Annotated in this window: 15 protein-coding genes and 1 tRNA gene; 7 read left to right on the top strand and 9 right to left on the bottom strand. The window is 44.1% G+C overall.

Annotated elements, in window-relative coordinates:
- Positions 1 to 12: 12 nt before the first annotated feature.
- Both B5X68_RS24455 and B5X68_RS24450 read left to right on the top strand, forming a co-directional pair.
- A complete protein-coding gene (locus B5X68_RS24455) occupies positions 13 to 360 on the top strand; it encodes a YbaB/EbfC family nucleoid-associated protein (protein ID WP_082217384.1) in 348 nt (115 codons plus the stop codon).
- Positions 361 to 371: 11 nt separating this feature from the next.
- Positions 372 to 1,406 (top strand): glycosyltransferase family 2 protein, encoded by a 1,035-nt coding sequence (locus B5X68_RS24450; protein ID WP_082217383.1) that lies wholly within the window; start codon positions 372 to 374, stop codon positions 1,404 to 1,406.
- Here the strand turns inward: B5X68_RS24450 and B5X68_RS24445 are convergent.
- The gene (locus B5X68_RS24445) at positions 1,387 to 1,608 is read right to left on the bottom strand and encodes a PspC domain-containing protein (RefSeq protein ID WP_082217382.1); all 222 of its coding nucleotides are present in this window, start codon (positions 1,606 to 1,608) and stop codon (positions 1,387 to 1,389) included. The genes B5X68_RS24450 and B5X68_RS24445 overlap by 20 nt on opposite strands.
- A gap of 350 nt (positions 1,609 to 1,958) precedes the next feature.
- On the opposite strand from B5X68_RS24445, the gene B5X68_RS24440 reads away from it, so the two are divergent.
- Complete coding sequence (locus tag B5X68_RS24440; protein ID WP_026629450.1) at positions 1,959 to 2,153, top strand: cold-shock protein; 195 nt, start codon at positions 1,959 to 1,961, stop codon at positions 2,151 to 2,153.
- Positions 2,154 to 2,217: 64 nt separating this feature from the next.
- Here the strand turns inward: B5X68_RS24440 and lysS are convergent, their stop codons facing one another.
- A complete protein-coding gene (gene lysS, locus B5X68_RS24435; RefSeq protein ID WP_082217381.1) occupies positions 2,218 to 3,933 on the bottom strand; it encodes a lysine--tRNA ligase in 1,716 nt (571 codons plus the stop codon).
- A gap of 217 nt (positions 3,934 to 4,150) precedes the next feature.
- Here lysS and B5X68_RS24430 point away from each other — a divergent pair, with 217 nt between their 5' ends.
- Entirely contained in the window at positions 4,151 to 6,646 is a 2,496-nt protein-coding gene (locus B5X68_RS24430; protein WP_082217380.1) for an AsmA family protein, read from the top strand.
- 2 nt (positions 6,647 to 6,648) lie between these two features.
- Here B5X68_RS24430 and B5X68_RS24425 read toward each other — a convergent pair whose 3' ends face one another.
- Both B5X68_RS24425 and B5X68_RS24420 read right to left on the bottom strand, forming a co-directional pair.
- Positions 6,649 to 7,359: a response regulator transcription factor gene (locus B5X68_RS24425; RefSeq protein ID WP_082217379.1), complete on the bottom strand. Its 711-nt coding sequence runs from the start codon at positions 7,357 to 7,359 to the stop codon at positions 6,649 to 6,651.
- Positions 7,360 to 7,445: 86 nt separating this feature from the next.
- Positions 7,446 to 8,285: a hypothetical protein gene (locus B5X68_RS24420; RefSeq protein ID WP_082217378.1), complete on the bottom strand. Its 840-nt coding sequence runs from the start codon at positions 8,283 to 8,285 to the stop codon at positions 7,446 to 7,448.
- Between B5X68_RS24420 and B5X68_RS24415 the strand changes: the two genes are divergently transcribed.
- Positions 8,284 to 9,504: an AI-2E family transporter gene (locus B5X68_RS24415; protein ID WP_082217377.1), complete on the top strand. Its 1,221-nt coding sequence runs from the start codon at positions 8,284 to 8,286 to the stop codon at positions 9,502 to 9,504. The two genes, B5X68_RS24420 and B5X68_RS24415, sit on opposite strands and share 2 nt — an antisense overlap.
- Positions 9,505 to 9,506: 2 nt before the next feature.
- Here the strand turns inward: B5X68_RS24415 and B5X68_RS24410 are convergent, their stop codons facing one another.
- Genes B5X68_RS24410 through B5X68_RS24395 form a run of 4 tightly spaced genes read right to left on the bottom strand, consistent with a single transcriptional unit; the run spans position 9,507 to position 12,719 of the window.
- Positions 9,507 to 9,986: a gliding motility lipoprotein GldH gene (locus tag B5X68_RS24410; protein WP_082217376.1), complete on the bottom strand. Its 480-nt coding sequence runs from the start codon at positions 9,984 to 9,986 to the stop codon at positions 9,507 to 9,509.
- Positions 9,987 to 10,029: 43 nt separating this feature from the next.
- Positions 10,030 to 10,530: a hypothetical protein gene (locus B5X68_RS24405; RefSeq protein WP_082217375.1), complete on the bottom strand. Its 501-nt coding sequence runs from the start codon at positions 10,528 to 10,530 to the stop codon at positions 10,030 to 10,032.
- A gap of 50 nt (positions 10,531 to 10,580) precedes the next feature.
- Positions 10,581 to 11,378 carry a (Fe-S)-binding protein gene (locus B5X68_RS24400; RefSeq protein WP_082217374.1) on the bottom strand — a complete coding sequence of 266 codons (798 nt, stop codon included), beginning with the start codon at positions 11,376 to 11,378 and terminating at the stop codon, positions 10,581 to 10,583.
- Entirely contained in the window at positions 11,379 to 12,719 is a 1,341-nt protein-coding gene (locus B5X68_RS24395; RefSeq protein ID WP_082217433.1) for a 4Fe-4S dicluster domain-containing protein, read from the bottom strand.
- A 233-nt stretch (positions 12,720 to 12,952) separates the two neighbouring features.
- Between B5X68_RS24395 and B5X68_RS24390 the strand changes: the two genes are divergently transcribed.
- Positions 12,953 to 13,025: transfer RNA gene (locus tag B5X68_RS24390), tRNA-Phe, on the top strand.
- A gap of 364 nt (positions 13,026 to 13,389) precedes the next feature.
- Positions 13,390 to 15,501 carry a PQQ-dependent dehydrogenase, methanol/ethanol family gene (locus B5X68_RS24385; RefSeq protein ID WP_082217373.1) on the top strand — a complete coding sequence of 704 codons (2,112 nt, stop codon included), beginning with the start codon at positions 13,390 to 13,392 and terminating at the stop codon, positions 15,499 to 15,501.
- Positions 15,502 to 15,568: 67 nt separating this feature from the next.
- On the opposite strand, the gene B5X68_RS24380 is transcribed toward B5X68_RS24385, so the two are convergent.
- Positions 15,569 to 17,506: a cytochrome-c peroxidase gene (locus tag B5X68_RS24380; protein WP_082217372.1), complete on the bottom strand. Its 1,938-nt coding sequence runs from the start codon at positions 17,504 to 17,506 to the stop codon at positions 15,569 to 15,571.
- Positions 17,507 to 17,616: the final 110 nt, after the last annotated feature.

Raw genomic sequence — 17,616 nt, 5'->3', positions numbered from 1 at the left:
ATTAATACGAATATGTTTGGTAATATGGCGGATATGATGGGGCTCATGGGCAAAATGAAAGACCTTCAGTCTCGCATGAAAGAAGCGCAGGATTCATTGGTTACCATTACTCAGGTTGCTGAGTCGGGCGGCGGAATGGTGAAAGCGACAGTAAACGGACAAAAAGCATTAATTGGCTTGGATATTGATAAGGACCTTGTTAATCCCGATGACAAGGAAATGTTGCAGGATCTGATTGTTGCTGCAGTCAACAAAGCATTGGACGACATTGAACCAAAAATTAAAGAGCACTTGCAGAAAGCAACGGATGGTGTGCTTCCTAACATTCCAGGACTTGACCTGGGAGGGTTTATGAAATAACCACATCATTAATGGCTCCGACTGTTGCGATTGTCATCCTGAATTATAACGGCAGACACCACCTCGAAAAATTCCTCCCCAACGTCTTAAAGTATTCAGAAGGCTATGCAGTTTGGATAGCTGACAACGCGTCCACGGACCAGTCGCTCGATTGGTTGAACGCAGTATATCCCGAATTGAACACGCTGACAATCTCCGAAAATAAAGGTTACGCGGGGGGCTATAATGATGCTTTACAGCGCATTACATCAGATTACTACATTTTACTGAACTCCGATATTGAGGTCACAGAGAACTGGATTCAACCTGTGATTTCTTTTATGGACTCTGATGACAGAATTGCGGCCTGCCAGCCAAAAATCCGTGCTTATGACCTGCCAACGCACTTTGAATATGCAGGAGCAGCCGGTGGCTATATGGATTATCTGGGTTATCCGTTTTGCAGAGGACGCATTTTTGATACAAGGGAAGAGGATTTGGGCCAGTTTGATGACGAGCAGGATGTGTTTTGGGCAACGGGCGCTTGTCTGTTTGTGCGTGCATCCGCCTTCCATCGTGCTGCGGGTTTCGATGAATCGTTTTTCGCGCATATGGAGGAAATCGACCTTTGCTGGCGATTGCTGAATATGCAGTATCGGATCACATATTGCGGAAAATCAGTGGTTTATCATGTAGGAGGCGGGACTTTACATAAGTCCAATCCAAGAAAAACTTTTCTGAATTACCGAAACAACCTGATTATGCTTTTCAAAAATCTTCCCAAAGGCAGAAGATGGAAAACGGTCTTTATCAGGTTATTATTAGACGGAATTTCAAGCGTACGTTTCATGGCGACTGGTGCGTGGCCGGACGTTATTGCTATTATAAGAGCGCATTTCGCCTTTTACAGGATGATTCCTTCGCTTATTAAAACAACAAAAAGAACCTCATATCGCGCTCCGCTTTATTACAGGAGCATTGTGTGGGAGTATTTTGTGCTGGGAAAGCACCGTTTTGGTCAGTTGACCGGGATTAATATGAATAAAACTACAGTTCCCAAATCGTAGGACTGTTGTGACGGCGCCAGTGTTTTTGCAGTTCCATCCAGAATGCAAGCACCAGATAGAGAATAATGGGCGATCCGAAGGTCATGAAAGTGGCATATATAAAGTATAACCGGACGCTGCTAGCCGGGAAATTAAGCTTTTCGCCCAATTTTGCGCATACACCAAATATCTGGTCTTCAACGTAATACCGAAGTTTGCTCATACCTTTTTTCCAATAATTACTTCATAATTAAGGATTTTTACCCGCATATACAATTCAGTGTTCCAAATTTCCTCTAAAACAAGGCGAAATGGCAAAATACCGCTAACTCGTAAATTTTCAAATTCTTTATTCAAATAAATTGTTTTACAAACAATTTTTGTTTCTTTGTGATTGAAGATTTTGTAAGTTGTTCATTATAATCGAGATGTCTTGATGAAAAATTCCAAGTTTCTTTTACCAATGCGTTGAGCCTCCCTCAATTTATTTGGTTAAGCACTTTGGGCTTTTGATTGAAACGCTTACAATTCTTTTGTATTTTCACCTTATTTCAATTTTTTTATTCAACCATTATGCCAACAGGTACTGTAAAATTTTTCAATGAAGCTAAGGGATACGGCTTCATCGTTGAAGACGACACAAACAGAGACATCTTTGTCCATGTGACAGGATTGGGAGGACTTACTATCCGTGAAAATGACCAAGTGGAATACGAAGTCGTTGAAGGTAAAAAAGGACTAAACGCTGTGCAGGTAAAAAAGATATAATCGTATTTTTTTTGCAGGAAATGAAAAATGCCGTTCTATCAGGACGGCATTTTTCATTTATAAACTAGGCTATCCATGCCTTAACGTCGTCCAAAAGAGGCATTTTCTCTTCGATTTTGAGCTTTTTGCGCATTCCCCCCAGATCGTTAAATATCTTGTTCGGATTAGCTGCTTTCAATTGTTCAATCGTAAGAATGTTCATTTTTTGCAACGCAGGAACCCACGCAGCCGGAACTCCGGCATTGATGTAATCCAGCTCTTTGGCCATTTCCACCCTGCGTTCAGGACGCATTTGCGGGAAGAAAATCACTTCCTGAATACTCGTATTATTGGTCAGCAACATCGTAAGCCTGTCAATACCAATTCCGATTCCTGAACTTGGCGGCATGCCGTATTCAAGCGATCTCAGAAAATCATCGTCCATTTCCATGGCTTCGTCATCGCCGCGTTCTTTCAGTTTAAGCTGATCTTCAAAACGCTCGCGCTGCTCCAAAGGATCATTCAGCTCAGAGTAAGCATTGGCAATCTCTCGACCATTTACAAACAGCTCAAAACGCTCGACCATGCCTTTTTTGGTGCGGTGTTTTTTCGTTAATGGCGACATTTCAACCGGGTGATCAATGATGAAAGTTGGCTGAATAATGTTTTCTTCCACTTTCTCGCCAAAAATCTCGTCAATTAACTTTCCCTTTCCCATGCTTTCCGTCACTTCCATTCCCCACGCTCGGCACTGCTCGCGGATCGCATTTTCATCGAGTGCGTCAACATCCAGACCCGTGTATTGTTTGATGGCGTCGGTAATGCTCAACCGAGGATAAGGGCCGGTAAAATCCAGCTCTGTTTCTCCGAATTTTGCAATAGGCGTTCCGTTAACTGCAATGGCGACTTGCTCGAGCAACTGCTCGGTCATGCGCATCATCCACAGGTAATCCTTGTAAGCAACATATAATTCAACGGTCGTAAACTCAGGGTTGTGCGTCCGGTCCATTCCTTCGTTTCGGAACAGCTTTCCAAATTCATAAACCCCCTCAAAACCGCCTACTATCAATCTTTTCAAATGCAGTTCCGTCGCAATTCGCAGGAACAGTTTCATATCCAGAGAATTGTGATGGGTTTCAAACGGCCTGGCAGCCGCACCGCCGTGAATGCTCTGCAAAACAGGCGTTTCCACTTCGAGCCAGCCTTTTGAATCAAAATACGAACGCATGGTCGTAATGATCCGGGCTCTTTTGATAAAAATCTCACGGACTTCCGGATTCACGATCAAATCCACATAACGCTGGCGATAGCGCAGTTCCGGATCCGTAAAACCGTCATGAATATTGCCATCTTCATCACGTTTTACAACGGGAAGCGGGCGAAGTGATTTATTTAAAATCTTAAACTCCTGAACGTGCACAGATATTTCGCCGGTTTGCGTGGTAAACACAAAGCCTTGAACACCAATGATATCGCCAATGTCCAGCAGTTTTTTAAAGACCGTGTTATAAAGCGTCTTGTCTTCCCCGGGACAAAGATCGTCCCTGCGGAAATATAATTGCACACGTCCGGTGCTGTCCTGAAACTCGGCAAATGCAGCGCTTCCCATAATCCGGAAACCCATCAGCCGTCCGGCCATTGTGACGTGTTTATAATCTATTTTATTGTTTTCGTAGTTCTTAACAATGTCTGCGGCGTACGTGTTAACCACAAATTCTTCGGCAGGATAAGGCTCAATGCCCAACCGCATTAGTTCTTCGCGCTTCTGTCTGCGCAATATTTCCTGTTCGCTTAATAGCATTTTTGACAGCAATAGTTTGAAAACGACAACCTCAATGTTCGAAAAGAGTCCGCAAAAGTACTATATTTTGCGGTGAATAACGAGGATGAAACCATTAACATACAATCGTTCGTTGTAAACGTATATGTGCTGGCACGTTATTAATAAATTGTTTAATGGCAGATACGGATTTTGATATTCAAGCTGTCGGCGTTAATCGTGTTAAATCCCTCTTTTCATGTTTGCAAGAATTTTAAAAATCTTTGGAATAATTGCCCTGTGTGCATTTTTTCTTTTCGGAGCAGTTGAGATATGGGTTTACAGAAACAGGGATAACATTTTCGAAAAAGCAAAGGGATTCGTCAATGAGAATCTAAATGGGAATCTTGAAATTGAAGACTTTAAATTCCGGCCTTTCAGCGGCTCTTTTGGATTAAACTTCACATTAACAAGCGTTAAACTTACCGACAGCCTTTATCAGGTTCATAAAAAGCCGTTTCTGGAAGCCGAACAAATGCACATTGCATTGGATCTCGCCGGCTTTTATAAAGGAAATATCAAGATCAAAAATCTTATTCTGGAAAATGGGACGATGAAATTGTTTGTTCAAAAGGACGGCTATTCCAATCTCAGCATTTTCAAAAATGATTCGAAGGATAAGAAGAAAAAGGATCCTAAGGGAAATGGCGACATCATGAAAAAGCTGGGCAATATGCGTTTTGTCAACTTTGCAGTCAGTTATTCCGACTCGGTTAAGCAGAAATTTTACGGCGCATTGATCCATGACGTGACAAATATCATTACAACCACCGATTCAACTACAAATGCAAGCCTTAATGGTGCCATTTTGTTTAATCAGCTCACTTTCAAGCCCAAGAAGGGTGGTTTTTTAATGAATCAGGAAGCCAGGCTGGGACTTGCACTCGCTTATGACGCCGACAAGAAACAGCTGAAAATTTATCCGTCTGTATTGGAGAGTGCTACCAATGACCAGATAGGGATCAATGGAATATTCGACTTTGCTGATTCTGTAAAACAATTTACATTGAATTTTGAGGCCAAGAAAATTCCCATCAAAAATGCCCTTCCGTTGTTAAACCGGAGGATCAAGGAGCAAATTGATTCCATTGGGATTCAAACCGAAGTAGATACGAAGGTGCGTGTCAAGGGGCAAATTGCCAGTTTGGTGCAGCCCCATGTTGACGTATATTTCAAGACGGACACGTTTCAGTATAGTCTGCCGGTTGGTGTTTTGAGGAATATGCAGGCAGAAGGTAACTTTACCAATCAAGCTGATACAACAGAAGTGCCCGGGCCTCTTAATTCGCGTGTGACTGCAAAGGACGTTAAAGGCAACTTCGAGACGATCCCGTTCCGAATGTCCATTGCCGTTACCAATTTTCAAAACCCGGTTGCCCGGATCAACGGAAACATTGATGCGGATTCTACTAATCTCGATCAGCTTTTGGACCCGGCGCGCTATCGTTTTAAAAACGGAAGTGCTAAGATTGAATTCAATTTTGACGGCAGTTTAAAGAATTTTTACGATCCACGCCGCGACCGCTTTAATGGGAAATTGAGTGGGAAAGTCTCGATTAACAACATTTCTATGGATTATTTGCCCCGGCAGGTTCATTTGAAAAAAATAAAGGGGGATTTCACATTCAATGAGAAAGCATTTGTGTTTCCCGATCTAAGCCTTTCCGACGGACAGAATATGTTGTACATCAGGGGAAAAGTGCTCGATTTGATACCTTATCTGTTCGGGTCCCCCAAGCCGCTCCGGGCGAATGTGGACATTAATATTCCAAATTGGAAAATGAACTGGCTGGAAACGCTGCTTGCGCCACGACAGGTTGTTAAGAAAAACAAGAAGAAGCTGAAACTGGTTGAATTGCTGGACGATGCCATAGACCAAATGCAAATTGTGGCCAAACTGGATGCTAAGAAGCTCAATTACAAGAATTTCACAGCAAGAGATGTGAAGGGCCAGTTTACAATTAAAAACAATGCGGTAAGCATTGAGTATTTTGTCATGAAGGCTTTTGGTGCCGGTAATGTCAGGATTGCCGGCGAAATGGACAACTCGGGTTCGAGCCAGTTGCCTCACCTTGCCATGCGGGGCAAAATATCGAATGCGGATGTGCATTCTGTTTTTTACTCTTTTGATGATTTTGGACAAAAAACCCTTACGCACCAGAATTTAAAAGGGATCTTGAACACGGATTTCAGCTTCGAATCGCGGCTTAATAACAATGTCCGGCTTGTTCCCTCCACAATGAAAGGCTTGTTGCGGATTGACCTTACCAATGCCTATATCCTGAATTTCGAGCCATTCATGAAAATGAAAAAGCTGATTTTTAAAAGGCGTAATTTCGAACGGGTGAAATTTGCGCCCATTCGTAACGACTTCAAATTGAGCGGCCAGGAGATCGAGATCGCGCCCATGGAAATCGAGTCCAATGTGGTCACGCTTTACATTGATGGCATTTACAGTTTTGGCAAGAAAACCGACATCAACATTCAAATCCCACTGAGTAACCTCAAAAAACGGGACTCAACTTACGTGCTTGATCCAAATAATGAAGAGAAAAAACAAGGCTCTAAAATCTTTCTTCGCGCGATTGATGAAAACGGTGAAGTGAATATCAAGCTTGCATTCCGTAAAAAGAAAGATAAGGATAAAGACAAAAAAGACGAGCCGGAGATTAACCCCGACCTGATTGAAAAATAATGTTATTCCTGCTCGTTACTGAACATATAACCAACGCCCTTGAGGGTTTTGATGTAACGGTCACCCAACTTTTCGCGTAACTTTCTGATGTGAACGTCGACGGTTCTTTCCAGAACGTAAATGTCGGCTCCCCAGATTTTTTGCAACAATTCGTCCCGGTTAAAGACTTTATTAGGCGTCTGAGCAAGAAAAAACAACAGTTCAAATTCCTTCTTAGGAAGCACAATTGACTTTTCAGAACCTTGCGTAACTGTGTAATTTTTCCGGTTAATGGTCAGGTCGAGAATGTCGATCTGGTCACCTGATTCTGCTTTCTGGGCTTCGCGACGGAATAGTGCATTAATGCGGCTCATCAGCGCCCGGGGTTTGATAGGCTTGGTAATGTAATCGTCAGCGCCCACATCAAAAGCCGCAACCTCAGAATATTCCTCCGATCTGGCTGTTAAGAAAAGAATGTATGTGTTTTTGATTTCGGGATTGCTGCGCAAAATGCGGCCGGTTTCAATGCCATCGAGTTGTGGCATCATAATATCCAGCAATATCAGATCGGGAATAAAAGTCTTGGCGATTTCGATTGCTTTCTTGCCATTGGAAGCAGTAACTACCGAATATCCTTCCTTGATTAAATTATATTCGAGAAGTTCAACAATATCAGAGTCGTCGTCAACAACTAGAACTTTGGGGGCTGACGCGGCAGATTTGGCGGTGCTCATGTTTTTCTTATTAAAACGCGGTTCGAAATTAGCAGATGTGATGTTGACATTACATGCTTTACAACATTATTAACAGAAACATAATATCACTTATAAGTAATCCGGTAGATATCGCCTTGCTCATTGGTGACAAGCATATCGGTATTATTCAAAAACATCAGCGCTTCATTTTGCTTTTTTACCAGCCGAAAACAGCCCTGAGGCTTACTGAAATCAATGCGGTTATTTTCAATTCGAAACAACAGGATTTTACCATAAGTCAGCAAAGCGAAAGTCTTACCGTCCGGGCTTATGTCGGCCGAGGTCACTTGCGTGTTGATTTTAATGCTGTCAATGGCGCTTATGGTGTAAGTTCCAGCCTCAGCCGGAACGCGGTAAAGCTTCACAAACTTATTTTTCTCCCAATTTTTTGAGAATAGATAAACATTGTTTTGATAGTAAAAAAGAGATTCACAATCGAATGTTGGCTTACCAGAAACGCCCGCCACCGATTTTTGATCGGAGTAACGAAATGAAATTTTCTCGGTCGCATTCTGGCTAACATTGATCTTATAGATTTCAAACTCGTTTCTGGGAGTCCCGTTATTGCCAAAATCGCCCACATATAAGTTGCCTTTCGGGTCTTTCGTCAAATCTTCCCAATCCACATTTTTAGAATTCGGAATGTTAATAGTTGATGTGAGTTTTCCCGAAAGGTCAAATTCGTAGAATTCGGGCTTGCCGCCACTGTCATTGTGCGTGATGAACAAACCAGGCGCTGAGCCATTTGCAAGGCCCGAACTTTCGGAAGCAACTGCTGGAAGCTTGCCTATTTTGCTAATTTTGTAATGGGAACGCACTTTCTCGAAATCATTGATCTTATGATCAGGCTGGCAAGTACAGAACACCGTTTTGACAGCAAACCACAGATACATTAGTTTATTCATGAATTCCACTTTACGTCCTCTTCCAAACAAAGATAAAGAAACCCCTCTTTACCTAAAACTGGCAAGCATCCTCGTCGCCCTTATTGCAACCGTTTACATTCTTTTTGTTCTTCGCGAAACGATTATCCCCATTGCATTTTCCATTCTGCTGGCCATTCTGCTACATCCCGTTTGCGCCTGGCTTGAAAGGCACCGTGTGCCGCGGATCGGGTCTATTTTGTTGAGCATTCTGACGCTTTTCATCGTCATAGTGGTGCTTGTATATGTTGTTTCGCTGCAAATCGGCAGTTTTGCAGAAGAGCTGCCGAGGATTACAGAAAAGGCGGAAACGATTCTGGATCAAACGCTTACGATGGGGGAGCGTTATCTCAACATTAGCCGCAGCCAACAGGTGAGCGAGGCAAAGAAATATCTGATCAATGCGCTGAGTGAAGGAAGGGCAGTGCTGCTGAACACACTTGTTACCACCACAGGTGCCATTTCAACATTCATTTTAATTCCGCTTTACATCTTCTTTTTCCTGCTTTACCGCGACTTTTTCAGACGGTTCTTTCACAAAGCCATCACCAATGTTCCTAATGAAGCACTGAATGCACTTTTGAAAAAAATATACGAAGTAATCCAGAGTTATCTGTCCGGACTGTTCCTTGTAATTCTTATTGTAGGAGTTTTAAATAGCATCGGATTACTGATTTTGGGCATTCCGCACGCAATTTTCTTCGGTTTTCTGGCAGGCTTCCTGATCCTGATCCCTTATATAGGAATCCTGATCGGCTCGGTGCTTCCTGCGTTATTGGCCGTCGTTACCATGGATTCACCCTGGTATGCGGTTGGTGTGATTGGTGTGATGAGCTTTGTACAATTCCTGGAAGGCAATTTTATCACCCCCAACATTGTGGGCTCAAAAGTGAGTGTAAATCCGCTGGCCGCCATCATTGCACTGTTCCTGGGAGGACAATTATGGGGATTGGCAGGATTAATTCTTGCATTACCAGTTACGGCCATTCTTAAAGTTGTTTTTGATACTATTCCAAGTATGGAGCCTTATGGGTTTTTGTTGGGCGAGCCTGTGCATGAAGTGCAGGAAGATCAAAAAGAAGCAATGATAGCGCAGTCTGTTGAAAAGGAGTTTAAGAAAAAACCTTATCGCAGATATCGCAATAAACCAAGGAAGCGATCAGATGGAACGACTCCTTCGCCTAATAACCCCGAGATTTAGGATTATTTAGCTCCCACTTTTTCGACACTTACACCGACGCTCATCACAAAAGGAAGCGGATTTTGGCGCATGGATTGTGTCAAAATGAATGTGTAAGTGCCTGACCTGGGAAATTTGTAATTTTTAAGAAAGGGAATTTTATGGTCGAAAAGGTCGCCCAGCCCGTGGCCGTATGGTTTTCCGGTTGTTTCATTAGACAGAAAAACTTCTTCCAATGTGTTAGATATGACCTTTTGATCGGGGCCGATGAAATTTTTGGTTAAGTAAAGGTTGTAATAGGGATACTGCAATGTGTTGCGAAGCAAATAATACATGTTGTAAGTCGCTGTTGTATCCGTTATTTCAACTTTGAAAGTCGGCTTGTTTTTGATATACCAAAGTCCGTCATCAATGTCTTCATGCGCTTTGTAAACCACGTTTTCGTCGCAGCCGAACATTGTCAGACAGATAGCGAAAATTGAGACAAACCAAAAAAACTTCATTCCGGACCGTTATCGTTTATTTGACAAAACTAACCATTTAAACTTAAACGCTGGATTTCGCCGAAAAGTAGCGATTGAGCCAAGAGTTTGCAGCGGGCGTTTTCCAATGGTTCATCCATTGCGCTTTTGTGGCAACCTGATTATCGAAAATAATGGTCGATGGCAGCAGGATTTCATCTGTAACCGCTTGCTTAATGCTCGGAACAGGAACTGTATGTATTTGATTATCAGCTCCCAGATAGGCCACGGATCGATCAAAGAAATCGATCTGCATCGAATGGCCGACCGCCTGGATCCAATGTACAGACTTATCAATAGAACATCCGCTGGGCAATTCGTCGTTTTCATCAACGGCAATCACTACAAACCGGTGTTCAAAAACTTTTCCGGAAGCTGTAAGCGGTTTTCCGTGTGCTTCCCAGCCATCGAGAGATGCTTTTAAAGTTTCGGTTAAAATGCCCACTTCGGCGTCAGTAAGCTGACGGTCAGCCTGATAAATCCAGACTCTTGCTTGGAAATCTATATCACTAAATGGAATGTACATAACTCAAAATTTTAAAGCTAAAAACGATCTTACTATGCAGCAGACAGTTATTACAACCCTTCTGCCTGTGCGATCAGTTCCGCCAGGTCGTAAACTTTAACAGCACTTTCTTTTTCTTTATTCTTAACGCCATCTGTCATCATTACCATACAAAACGGGCAGGCAACGGCAATGGTTTCGGCTCCCGTTGCAAGGGCTTCTTCAATCCTTTCTATATTAATGTCCTTTTTTCCGGGTTCAGGCTCTTTGAACATTTGTCCCCCTCCCGCACCGCAGCAAAGTCCTTTGGTCCGGCACCTTTTCATTTCTACCAAATCTGCATCCAATGCTTCCAAAACATGCCTCGGCGCTTCGTAAATGTTGTTAGCACGCCCCAGATAGCACGAATCATGAAAGGTAATCTTTTTGCCTTTGAACGTTTCACCGCCTTCAATCCTTACGCGGCCTTCGTCAATAAGCTGCTGCAGAAAAGTGGAATGATGGATCACTTCATAATTTCCGCCCAGCTCGGGATATTCATTTTTTAATGTGTTAAAACAATGCGGGCAGGCCGTTACGATTTTTTTGATCCCATACATATCCAGCACCTGAATGTTGGACATCGCAAGCATTTGGAATGTAAACTCATTGCCGGCCCGCCGAGCCGGATCGCCCGTACAGCTTTCCTCGGTGCCTAACACAGCAAATTTTACGCCAGCCCTATTCAATATTTTCACAAAAGCGACCGTCACTTTTTTATAACGGTCATCAAACGAACCAGCGCAGCCAACCCAAAACAAAATTTCGGGAGCTTCGTTATTTGCCGCCATTTCGGCCATTGTCGGCACTTTATATGTCAATTCGCTCATTTATTCTTTTGGTTCAAGGCCAGCCGCCCAGTTGAAACGGTCGCCGGGAGAAAATTTCCAGGGCGCCTGATTGGTATCCATATTCTGGAACATCACGTTCCAGCTTGCCGGCGCATGCGCTTCATCCATCACCTTATGCCTGCGTAATTGCAAGATAATGTCTAAAGGATTAATGAGCACCGGGCATTCCTGCACGCATGCATTGCAAGTTGTACAAGCATTGATTTCTTCCACCAATATATAATCATCAATGAGGCTTTTTCCGTCATCTACAAACTGTCCGCCGTTTTTCTGCATGTTCCGGCCTACATCTTCCAGCCTATCGCGCGTGTCCATCATAATCTTGCGCGGGGAAAGCTTTTTGCCCGTAATATTAGCCGGACAAGCCTCCGTACAACGTCCGCATTCCGTGCAGGAATAAGCATCCATCAGGTTTTTCCAGGAAAGGTCCTGCACATCTTTTGCGCCAAAACGGTCCGGAATTACCGCTGCCTCGTCCATCGAAGCTGTTTCGATGCCCAGCATTGTTTTTACTTCCGCCGTAATTTCCGGCATATTGTTCATTTTTCCCTTAGGCGTCAGCCGCGAGAAATAAGTGTTGGGAAAAGCTAAAACAATGTGTAAGTGCTTTGAATAGGTGAGATAAACAGCGAAAACGAAGATTCCTAAAATGTGAAACCACCACGCAAATCGCTCATAAATGACAAGTGTATCTTCATTCAATCCTGTAAATAATGGTTTGAGAAACTGACTAAAAAAGAAGTCGCCCGTTTGCGGATAATGTGGGTTTCCAAGCTCCTGAAGCGCCAAATCCGCAGCATTCATCGTTAGAATCGCGATCATTAAAACGATTTCAAAAACTAAGATCAATTTCCCGTCCAGTTCTGGCCAGCCATTCATTTCACGATGCCGCTCAGGCTGCAAACGCTTCACCCTCACAACACTGCGCCTCAAAAGGAAGATAATGCAAGCCAGCAGCACACCGACTGCCAGAAATTCAAAAAAGCCAATCAATACGGGATAGAAGCTGCCCAGAAACGGCGCAAAAATCCGATGCCGGCCCAGAATGCCATCAAGCACAATTTCCAGTATTTCAACATTGATCAGAATAAAGCCGATGTAGACCGCAAAGTGCAGGGCGCCGATCAGCGGCCGGTCGAACATTTTTTTCTGGCCAAAAGCAATGCGTAGCATTGTAGAAAGTCTTTCACCAGGACGATTCGAGCGGTCTTCCGGCTTTCCCAGCAGGATGGTCGACCGGATAAGACTGATCCTTCGATAACCCAGCCAGGCGACCGCCCCCAAAACGGCTAAAAATAGTATTTGCTGAAATATCGCCATTGTTACATCATTGAAATCCACCATTAGTATGCAAGCATACCTTAACAAATATGGTAAAAATGTAAGTTGGTGCAAATGTTTTTGGGATAAAATATAAGGCTGCAAACGTAAAATGTAGATAATCAGGGAAGTAAGTTGCTATGGCAAACAAATTGAGAAATATTTTAATAAATAATTTGTAAAGCAAAACCAAACTTCTAGTTTTGCAGTCCCAAAGGGAACCAATTGAGCCTGGTGATGTAGCTCAGTCGGTAGAGCAAAGGACTGAAAATCCTTGTGTCGGCGGTTCGATTCCGTCCATCACCACAGAAAACAAAGCTAGCCGCTTGATAATCAATAGATTGTCGAGCGGTTTTTTGTTTGGGGCTTACAACGTTTTAGAAAATTTCCGAATCGATAGTTATTGAACTAATAATCAATAGGTTACATAAAAATTTCCTGCTGTTTTTCTTGCACATGGGGATCTATTTTACTAAGCTTGCACCAATGATCGTCTCTTAGGCCAGGCTATCACAGCAGTTGATTCAACGCTTTCTCTTTTCTTTATACTCAACGGATATTCCGGACCGTACTTCGCGCCAAAATGGGCTGGATTAAGCTTTCATTTGTATTTAATTCTGGTTAAAAATTTATGTGAGTTGTCTGGTTGAACTATAAATCAGTGCTTTTCATGGAAATCCGCGAAACAGCTGTTCGTATATTACTTCTTATCCGTAAGACTTTCTTTCTATTACCATATCTCTGCACTTTGGCTCTTATTGCCGACAGTCCGCCTGATCATTTCATTGACGACCGAAGACTTATCAATGCAAAAAAGACGCCTCACGAATGGATCACCTATGGCGGCAACTACACCGAAGACCGTTACAGCACACTGGCTCAGATCACAAAAGAGAATGTCAAACAACTAGGTTTGGCATGGACTATAAACCTGGGCATAACCCGCGGTATCGAAAGCACTCCGCTCGTTGCAAACGGCGTAATGTATGTGACGGGCTCATGGAGCCGTGTATATGCAATCAATGCCCTTACGGGCGAACTTCAATGGAAGTTTGATCCAAAGGTGCCGGCTTACTACGGAGAAAAAGCTTGTTGTGATGTTGTCAATCGGGGTGTCGCGCTTTACAAAGATTATGTATATGTTGGCACACTGGACGGACGGTTAATTGCCCTCCGTGCCAGTTCAGGGCAGCCTGCCTGGTCTGTGCAGACCGTTGATACTGCCCGGGCCTATACCGTTACGGGGCCTCCGCGAATTGTTGCCGGCAAGGTGATCATTGGCAATGGCGGAGCAGAATATGGTGTGCGGGGCTATGTAACGGCATATGATGCAATGACGGGTAAACAAATCTGGCGAACTTATACAGTGCCCGGAGATCCGTCAAAACGATTTGAATCGGAAGCGCTGGCTCAGGCCGCTAAAACCTGGACGGGCAAATGGTGGGAATATGGCGGTGGCGGAACGGCCTGGGATGCGATGGCCTATGATCCTTTTCTGAATCTGCTTTATGTGGGCACGGGCAACGGCTCGCCATGGAACCGTCAGCACCGCAGTCCAGGGGGCGGCGACAACCTTTATATTTCATCTATTCTGGCGCTTAACCCCAGTTCAGGTGAGCTAGTCTGGCATTATCAGACCACACCGGGCGAATCCTGGGATTTTACCGCCACGCAGCATCTTATTTTGGCTGATATTACCATTCGAGGCCGGCTGAGAAAAGTGATTATGCAGGCCCCCAAAAACGGGTTTTTTTATGTAATTGACCGAACGAATGGGCAGTTTATTTCAGCCAAACCATACACCTTTGTGAATTGGGCAACGGGAATTGATTCATTAACGGGGCGACCAATTGAAAGTGATTTCAGTCGTTATACAAGCCAAAATGCCGAAATTTTCCCTTCTCCCATTGGCGGGCACAATTGGCAGCCGATGGCTTATAATCCAAAAGAAGGGCTGGTATACATCCCCATACAAACCAACTCAATGGTCTACGGTCATGATTCGGCCTGGACGATGAACAAAGTAGGTGGAATGGGCAGTGGAACGGGATGGAATGTGGGAATCGGCCACGACAATACACGTCCGCTCCGCACGGAATCCAAAGCGCCCAAACAGATGGGCAAGCTGATTGCCTGGAGGCCTGACACGCAGCGGGAGGTCTGGAGTGTAGACCATCCGGTTGGCTGGAACGGGGGAATTCTCACAACTACTACTGGCTTGGTCTTTCAGGGCACCGCCACGGGCGATTTTAGTGCCTATGATGCAAAGACCGGGACTGTACTTTGGCAGATGAATCTCGGCACGGGTATAATAGCTCCGCCCATCACATATCAACTGGACGGCAAGCAGTATGTTTCCATAGCTGTTGGTTGGGGTGGAGTGATTGGACTGGGTTATAAATTCACCCCAACTTTGCATCCCGGAACGATTTACACGTTTGCATTGGGAGCTAATCAAGCCATGCCATCCTACGAACCAGTTCCGGAACGGACATTGACTCGCCTCCAACCCAAGGGAAGTAAGGCAGAAATAAAACATGGTGAAACACTCTACAAACAATATTGCGACCGATGCCATGGCGGTGTGGGAGGGGGTGGCGGTGTTTTACCAGATCTAGCGCGGTCGCCAGATCATATCCACGAAAATTTTCAGGCCATTGTCCGAAATGGGCTTCTGACAGGGAATGGTATGCCCAACTTCGGACGTCGTTTGGGTGAACAAGATGTGAAAGATTTACAGAGCTTTATTTTATCGCAAGCGGAAATAGCCCGTAAAAAATAACTACGATTGCTCTTACCTTGTCCATTTTAATGATCATATGCACTCCGTTTCTTATGACATAGCGGTATTAAAATTTTCCACCGATGATCCGATCGTTAAGGGCCGCATGCTTGCCTTTTATTTCTGGCAAATGCCTCGGCCTTGCACTTGTCCCTGAGGTGTCCGTAAGTGCGTGGACGAACGAAATGAGGTCTTTCTTTTCTGTGGCGCTCAGGTTTAAAGAGTCAGGAAGAATCGACAAAAAGAGACCCCGAAATCCGAATTTGTTACCTGCTCCATGATTATAAAAGTTGACCACCTGATCCAGCGTCTGGTAAATTCCATTGTGCATGTATGGCGCTGTAATAGCAGCATTTCTTACCGTGGGGACTTTAAATGAAGATTTGAACAAAGGATTCCGTTTGGAATGCTGCAGGCCAACATCCGCGTCAATCTCGTATTTGCTCATCGTATCTTTCACAGGCACGCCCAGACTCCGGTGATCCGAAATGGAAAAGTGTGGAGGCAAAGTGCCATTAAACAGAGGTGCATAATGACAGCTTCCGCAACGGCCTTTGCCCATAAAGACGTTAAAGCCATTAATTTCCTGAATGCTCATGGCTGCCTTCTCGCCCCTCATGTATTTGTCGAACCGTGAGTTGAGACCAACTAATGTCCTCTCGTACGACGCAATAGCGCTTTTTATGTGCTTCCTGGCAATTCCATGTTTAATTGTTTCAGGGAATGCCGTATTAAAAAGCTTGATATAGTCTTCACTTGCCGTAATGCGCTCAGCCACGATCTCAAATGATGTTCCGTGCATCTCATTAGGATTCATAATGACAGAATCCGCCTGATCTTCCAGGGAATTAACACGCGCATCCCAAAATTGAAATGGCTGAAAAACCGAATTGATAATCGTTGGTGCATTCCGGGGCAATTGATCGAGCGTGAAGCTCATACTTTTTCCTAGACCATCGGTAAATGCCATTTCTGGTTTATGACACGACGCGCAGGAACGTTCGTTGTTGTCGGAAAGGATCGGATCGAAAAACAGGATTTTGCCTAATTCGGCACGTTCCTCGAAAAGCGTCATGCTGCTGTCGGGCATGAAGAATGATAGATTGAAAATATCTGCATCAAAAAGGCCACTGGCTTCGGGATTGAGTGCTGCAAAGCGGTTTTCAGTTGGGATATTCAGTGTTTTTCTGACTATGGCCAAATGTTTAGACAACGGATTAAGATAATTGGTAAGCAACTCCATTCTATCAAATGCGTCAAAATCAGTGTTTGCAAGAAAAAATTTCTCGGTTTCGTCCAGCAAATCTTCCACCTGGGTTTTAAGTTTTTTGGAAGAACGGGGAAGCTGCGCCAAATATATTCTCATGATCTTACTCCAAACCGCTACTTCGGCCTGAACGCACGGCAAATTGACGGGATTCAGCTGAAAATCACCGTTGCCGAGCCCTACGCTGCTGATATTGAACAGTTGCAGTCTCATGGCTTCCATGATCTGGGCATCTGTTATTTGCGAAATTCTCTTTTCGTATTGCGTTTCAGCCAGCGTCGTCCGGAAGTTATTTGCTGCCCGGGTAATGAACATTTTTTCAAAGTCGCGATTCGCTTTACTTGACTTGACCACGATCGAATCTGCGTCAATGCCAAAAGGTCCTGCTATCAGGAAGTTGTCAGGCAATGGTGGCCCGACCGGTTGCTTTGTTGCCTGGATCGGCTGCCAAATCGTTTCATATGCTTTTTCGGGATAAAAATAAAGAAAGAAAAGCTCTACACGCTTGAACTGTCGAGCCAGATCAGTGTACACACGAAGTCTCGCAGCATTGTTGCTATCCATAAAGTAGTTGGGATACGCAACAAGCATGGAGTCAAGCCGATGCATTTCATTGAGATAAATCTTCCCTGTTTGGCGGGCCGCGTCCGTCTTTGCTGGACTGTTGGTGCGGAAAATTGCAGCGCAAAATAAAATAACCACAGCAAGGCATAGCGCCGAAAACAATTTGTTTTTCATTTTAGAAATGGAGAATAGTCTGTAACGAGACTTAGCGGGTAGGCTATCGAATTTACTTCAAAAACAAAGCGAAGACAAATTGCTTGAGTTAGCGGTAATAGGTGGTAAGA

This window comes from Dyadobacter psychrophilus (genome assembly GCF_900167945.1).
GTDB lineage: Bacteria > Bacteroidota > Bacteroidia > Cytophagales > Spirosomataceae > Dyadobacter > Dyadobacter psychrophilus.
The sequence above is the reverse complement of the archived record's forward strand: the minus strand, read 5'-3'. Positions and strand labels throughout refer to the sequence as shown.

Coding starts and splice junctions, on each gene's coding strand:
- B5X68_RS24455 (WP_082217384.1), top strand. CDS start 13: ATGTTTGGTAATATGGCGGATATGATGGGGCTCATGGGCAAAATGAAA.
- B5X68_RS24450 (WP_082217383.1), top strand. CDS start 372: ATGGCTCCGACTGTTGCGATTGTCATCCTGAATTATAACGGCAGACAC.
- B5X68_RS24445 (WP_082217382.1), bottom strand. CDS start 1,608: ATGAGCAAACTTCGGTATTACGTTGAAGACCAGATATTTGGTGTATGC.
- B5X68_RS24440 (WP_026629450.1), top strand. CDS start 1,959: ATGCCAACAGGTACTGTAAAATTTTTCAATGAAGCTAAGGGATACGGC.
- lysS (WP_082217381.1), bottom strand. CDS start 3,933: ATGCTATTAAGCGAACAGGAAATATTGCGCAGACAGAAGCGCGAAGAA.
- B5X68_RS24430 (WP_082217380.1), top strand. CDS start 4,151: ATGTTTGCAAGAATTTTAAAAATCTTTGGAATAATTGCCCTGTGTGCA.
- B5X68_RS24425 (WP_082217379.1), bottom strand. CDS start 7,359: ATGAGCACCGCCAAATCTGCCGCGTCAGCCCCCAAAGTTCTAGTTGTT.
- B5X68_RS24415 (WP_082217377.1), top strand. CDS start 8,284: ATGAATTCCACTTTACGTCCTCTTCCAAACAAAGATAAAGAAACCCCT.
- B5X68_RS24420 (WP_082217378.1), bottom strand. CDS start 8,285: ATGAATAAACTAATGTATCTGTGGTTTGCTGTCAAAACGGTGTTCTGT.
- B5X68_RS24410 (WP_082217376.1), bottom strand. CDS start 9,986: ATGAAGTTTTTTTGGTTTGTCTCAATTTTCGCTATCTGTCTGACAATG.
- B5X68_RS24405 (WP_082217375.1), bottom strand. CDS start 10,530: ATGTACATTCCATTTAGTGATATAGATTTCCAAGCAAGAGTCTGGATT.
- B5X68_RS24400 (WP_082217374.1), bottom strand. CDS start 11,378: ATGAGCGAATTGACATATAAAGTGCCGACAATGGCCGAAATGGCGGCA.
- B5X68_RS24395 (WP_082217433.1), bottom strand. CDS start 12,719: ATGGCGATATTTCAGCAAATACTATTTTTAGCCGTTTTGGGGGCGGTC.
- B5X68_RS24385 (WP_082217373.1), top strand. CDS start 13,390: ATGGAAATCCGCGAAACAGCTGTTCGTATATTACTTCTTATCCGTAAG.
- B5X68_RS24380 (WP_082217372.1), bottom strand. CDS start 17,506: ATGAAAAACAAATTGTTTTCGGCGCTATGCCTTGCTGTGGTTATTTTA.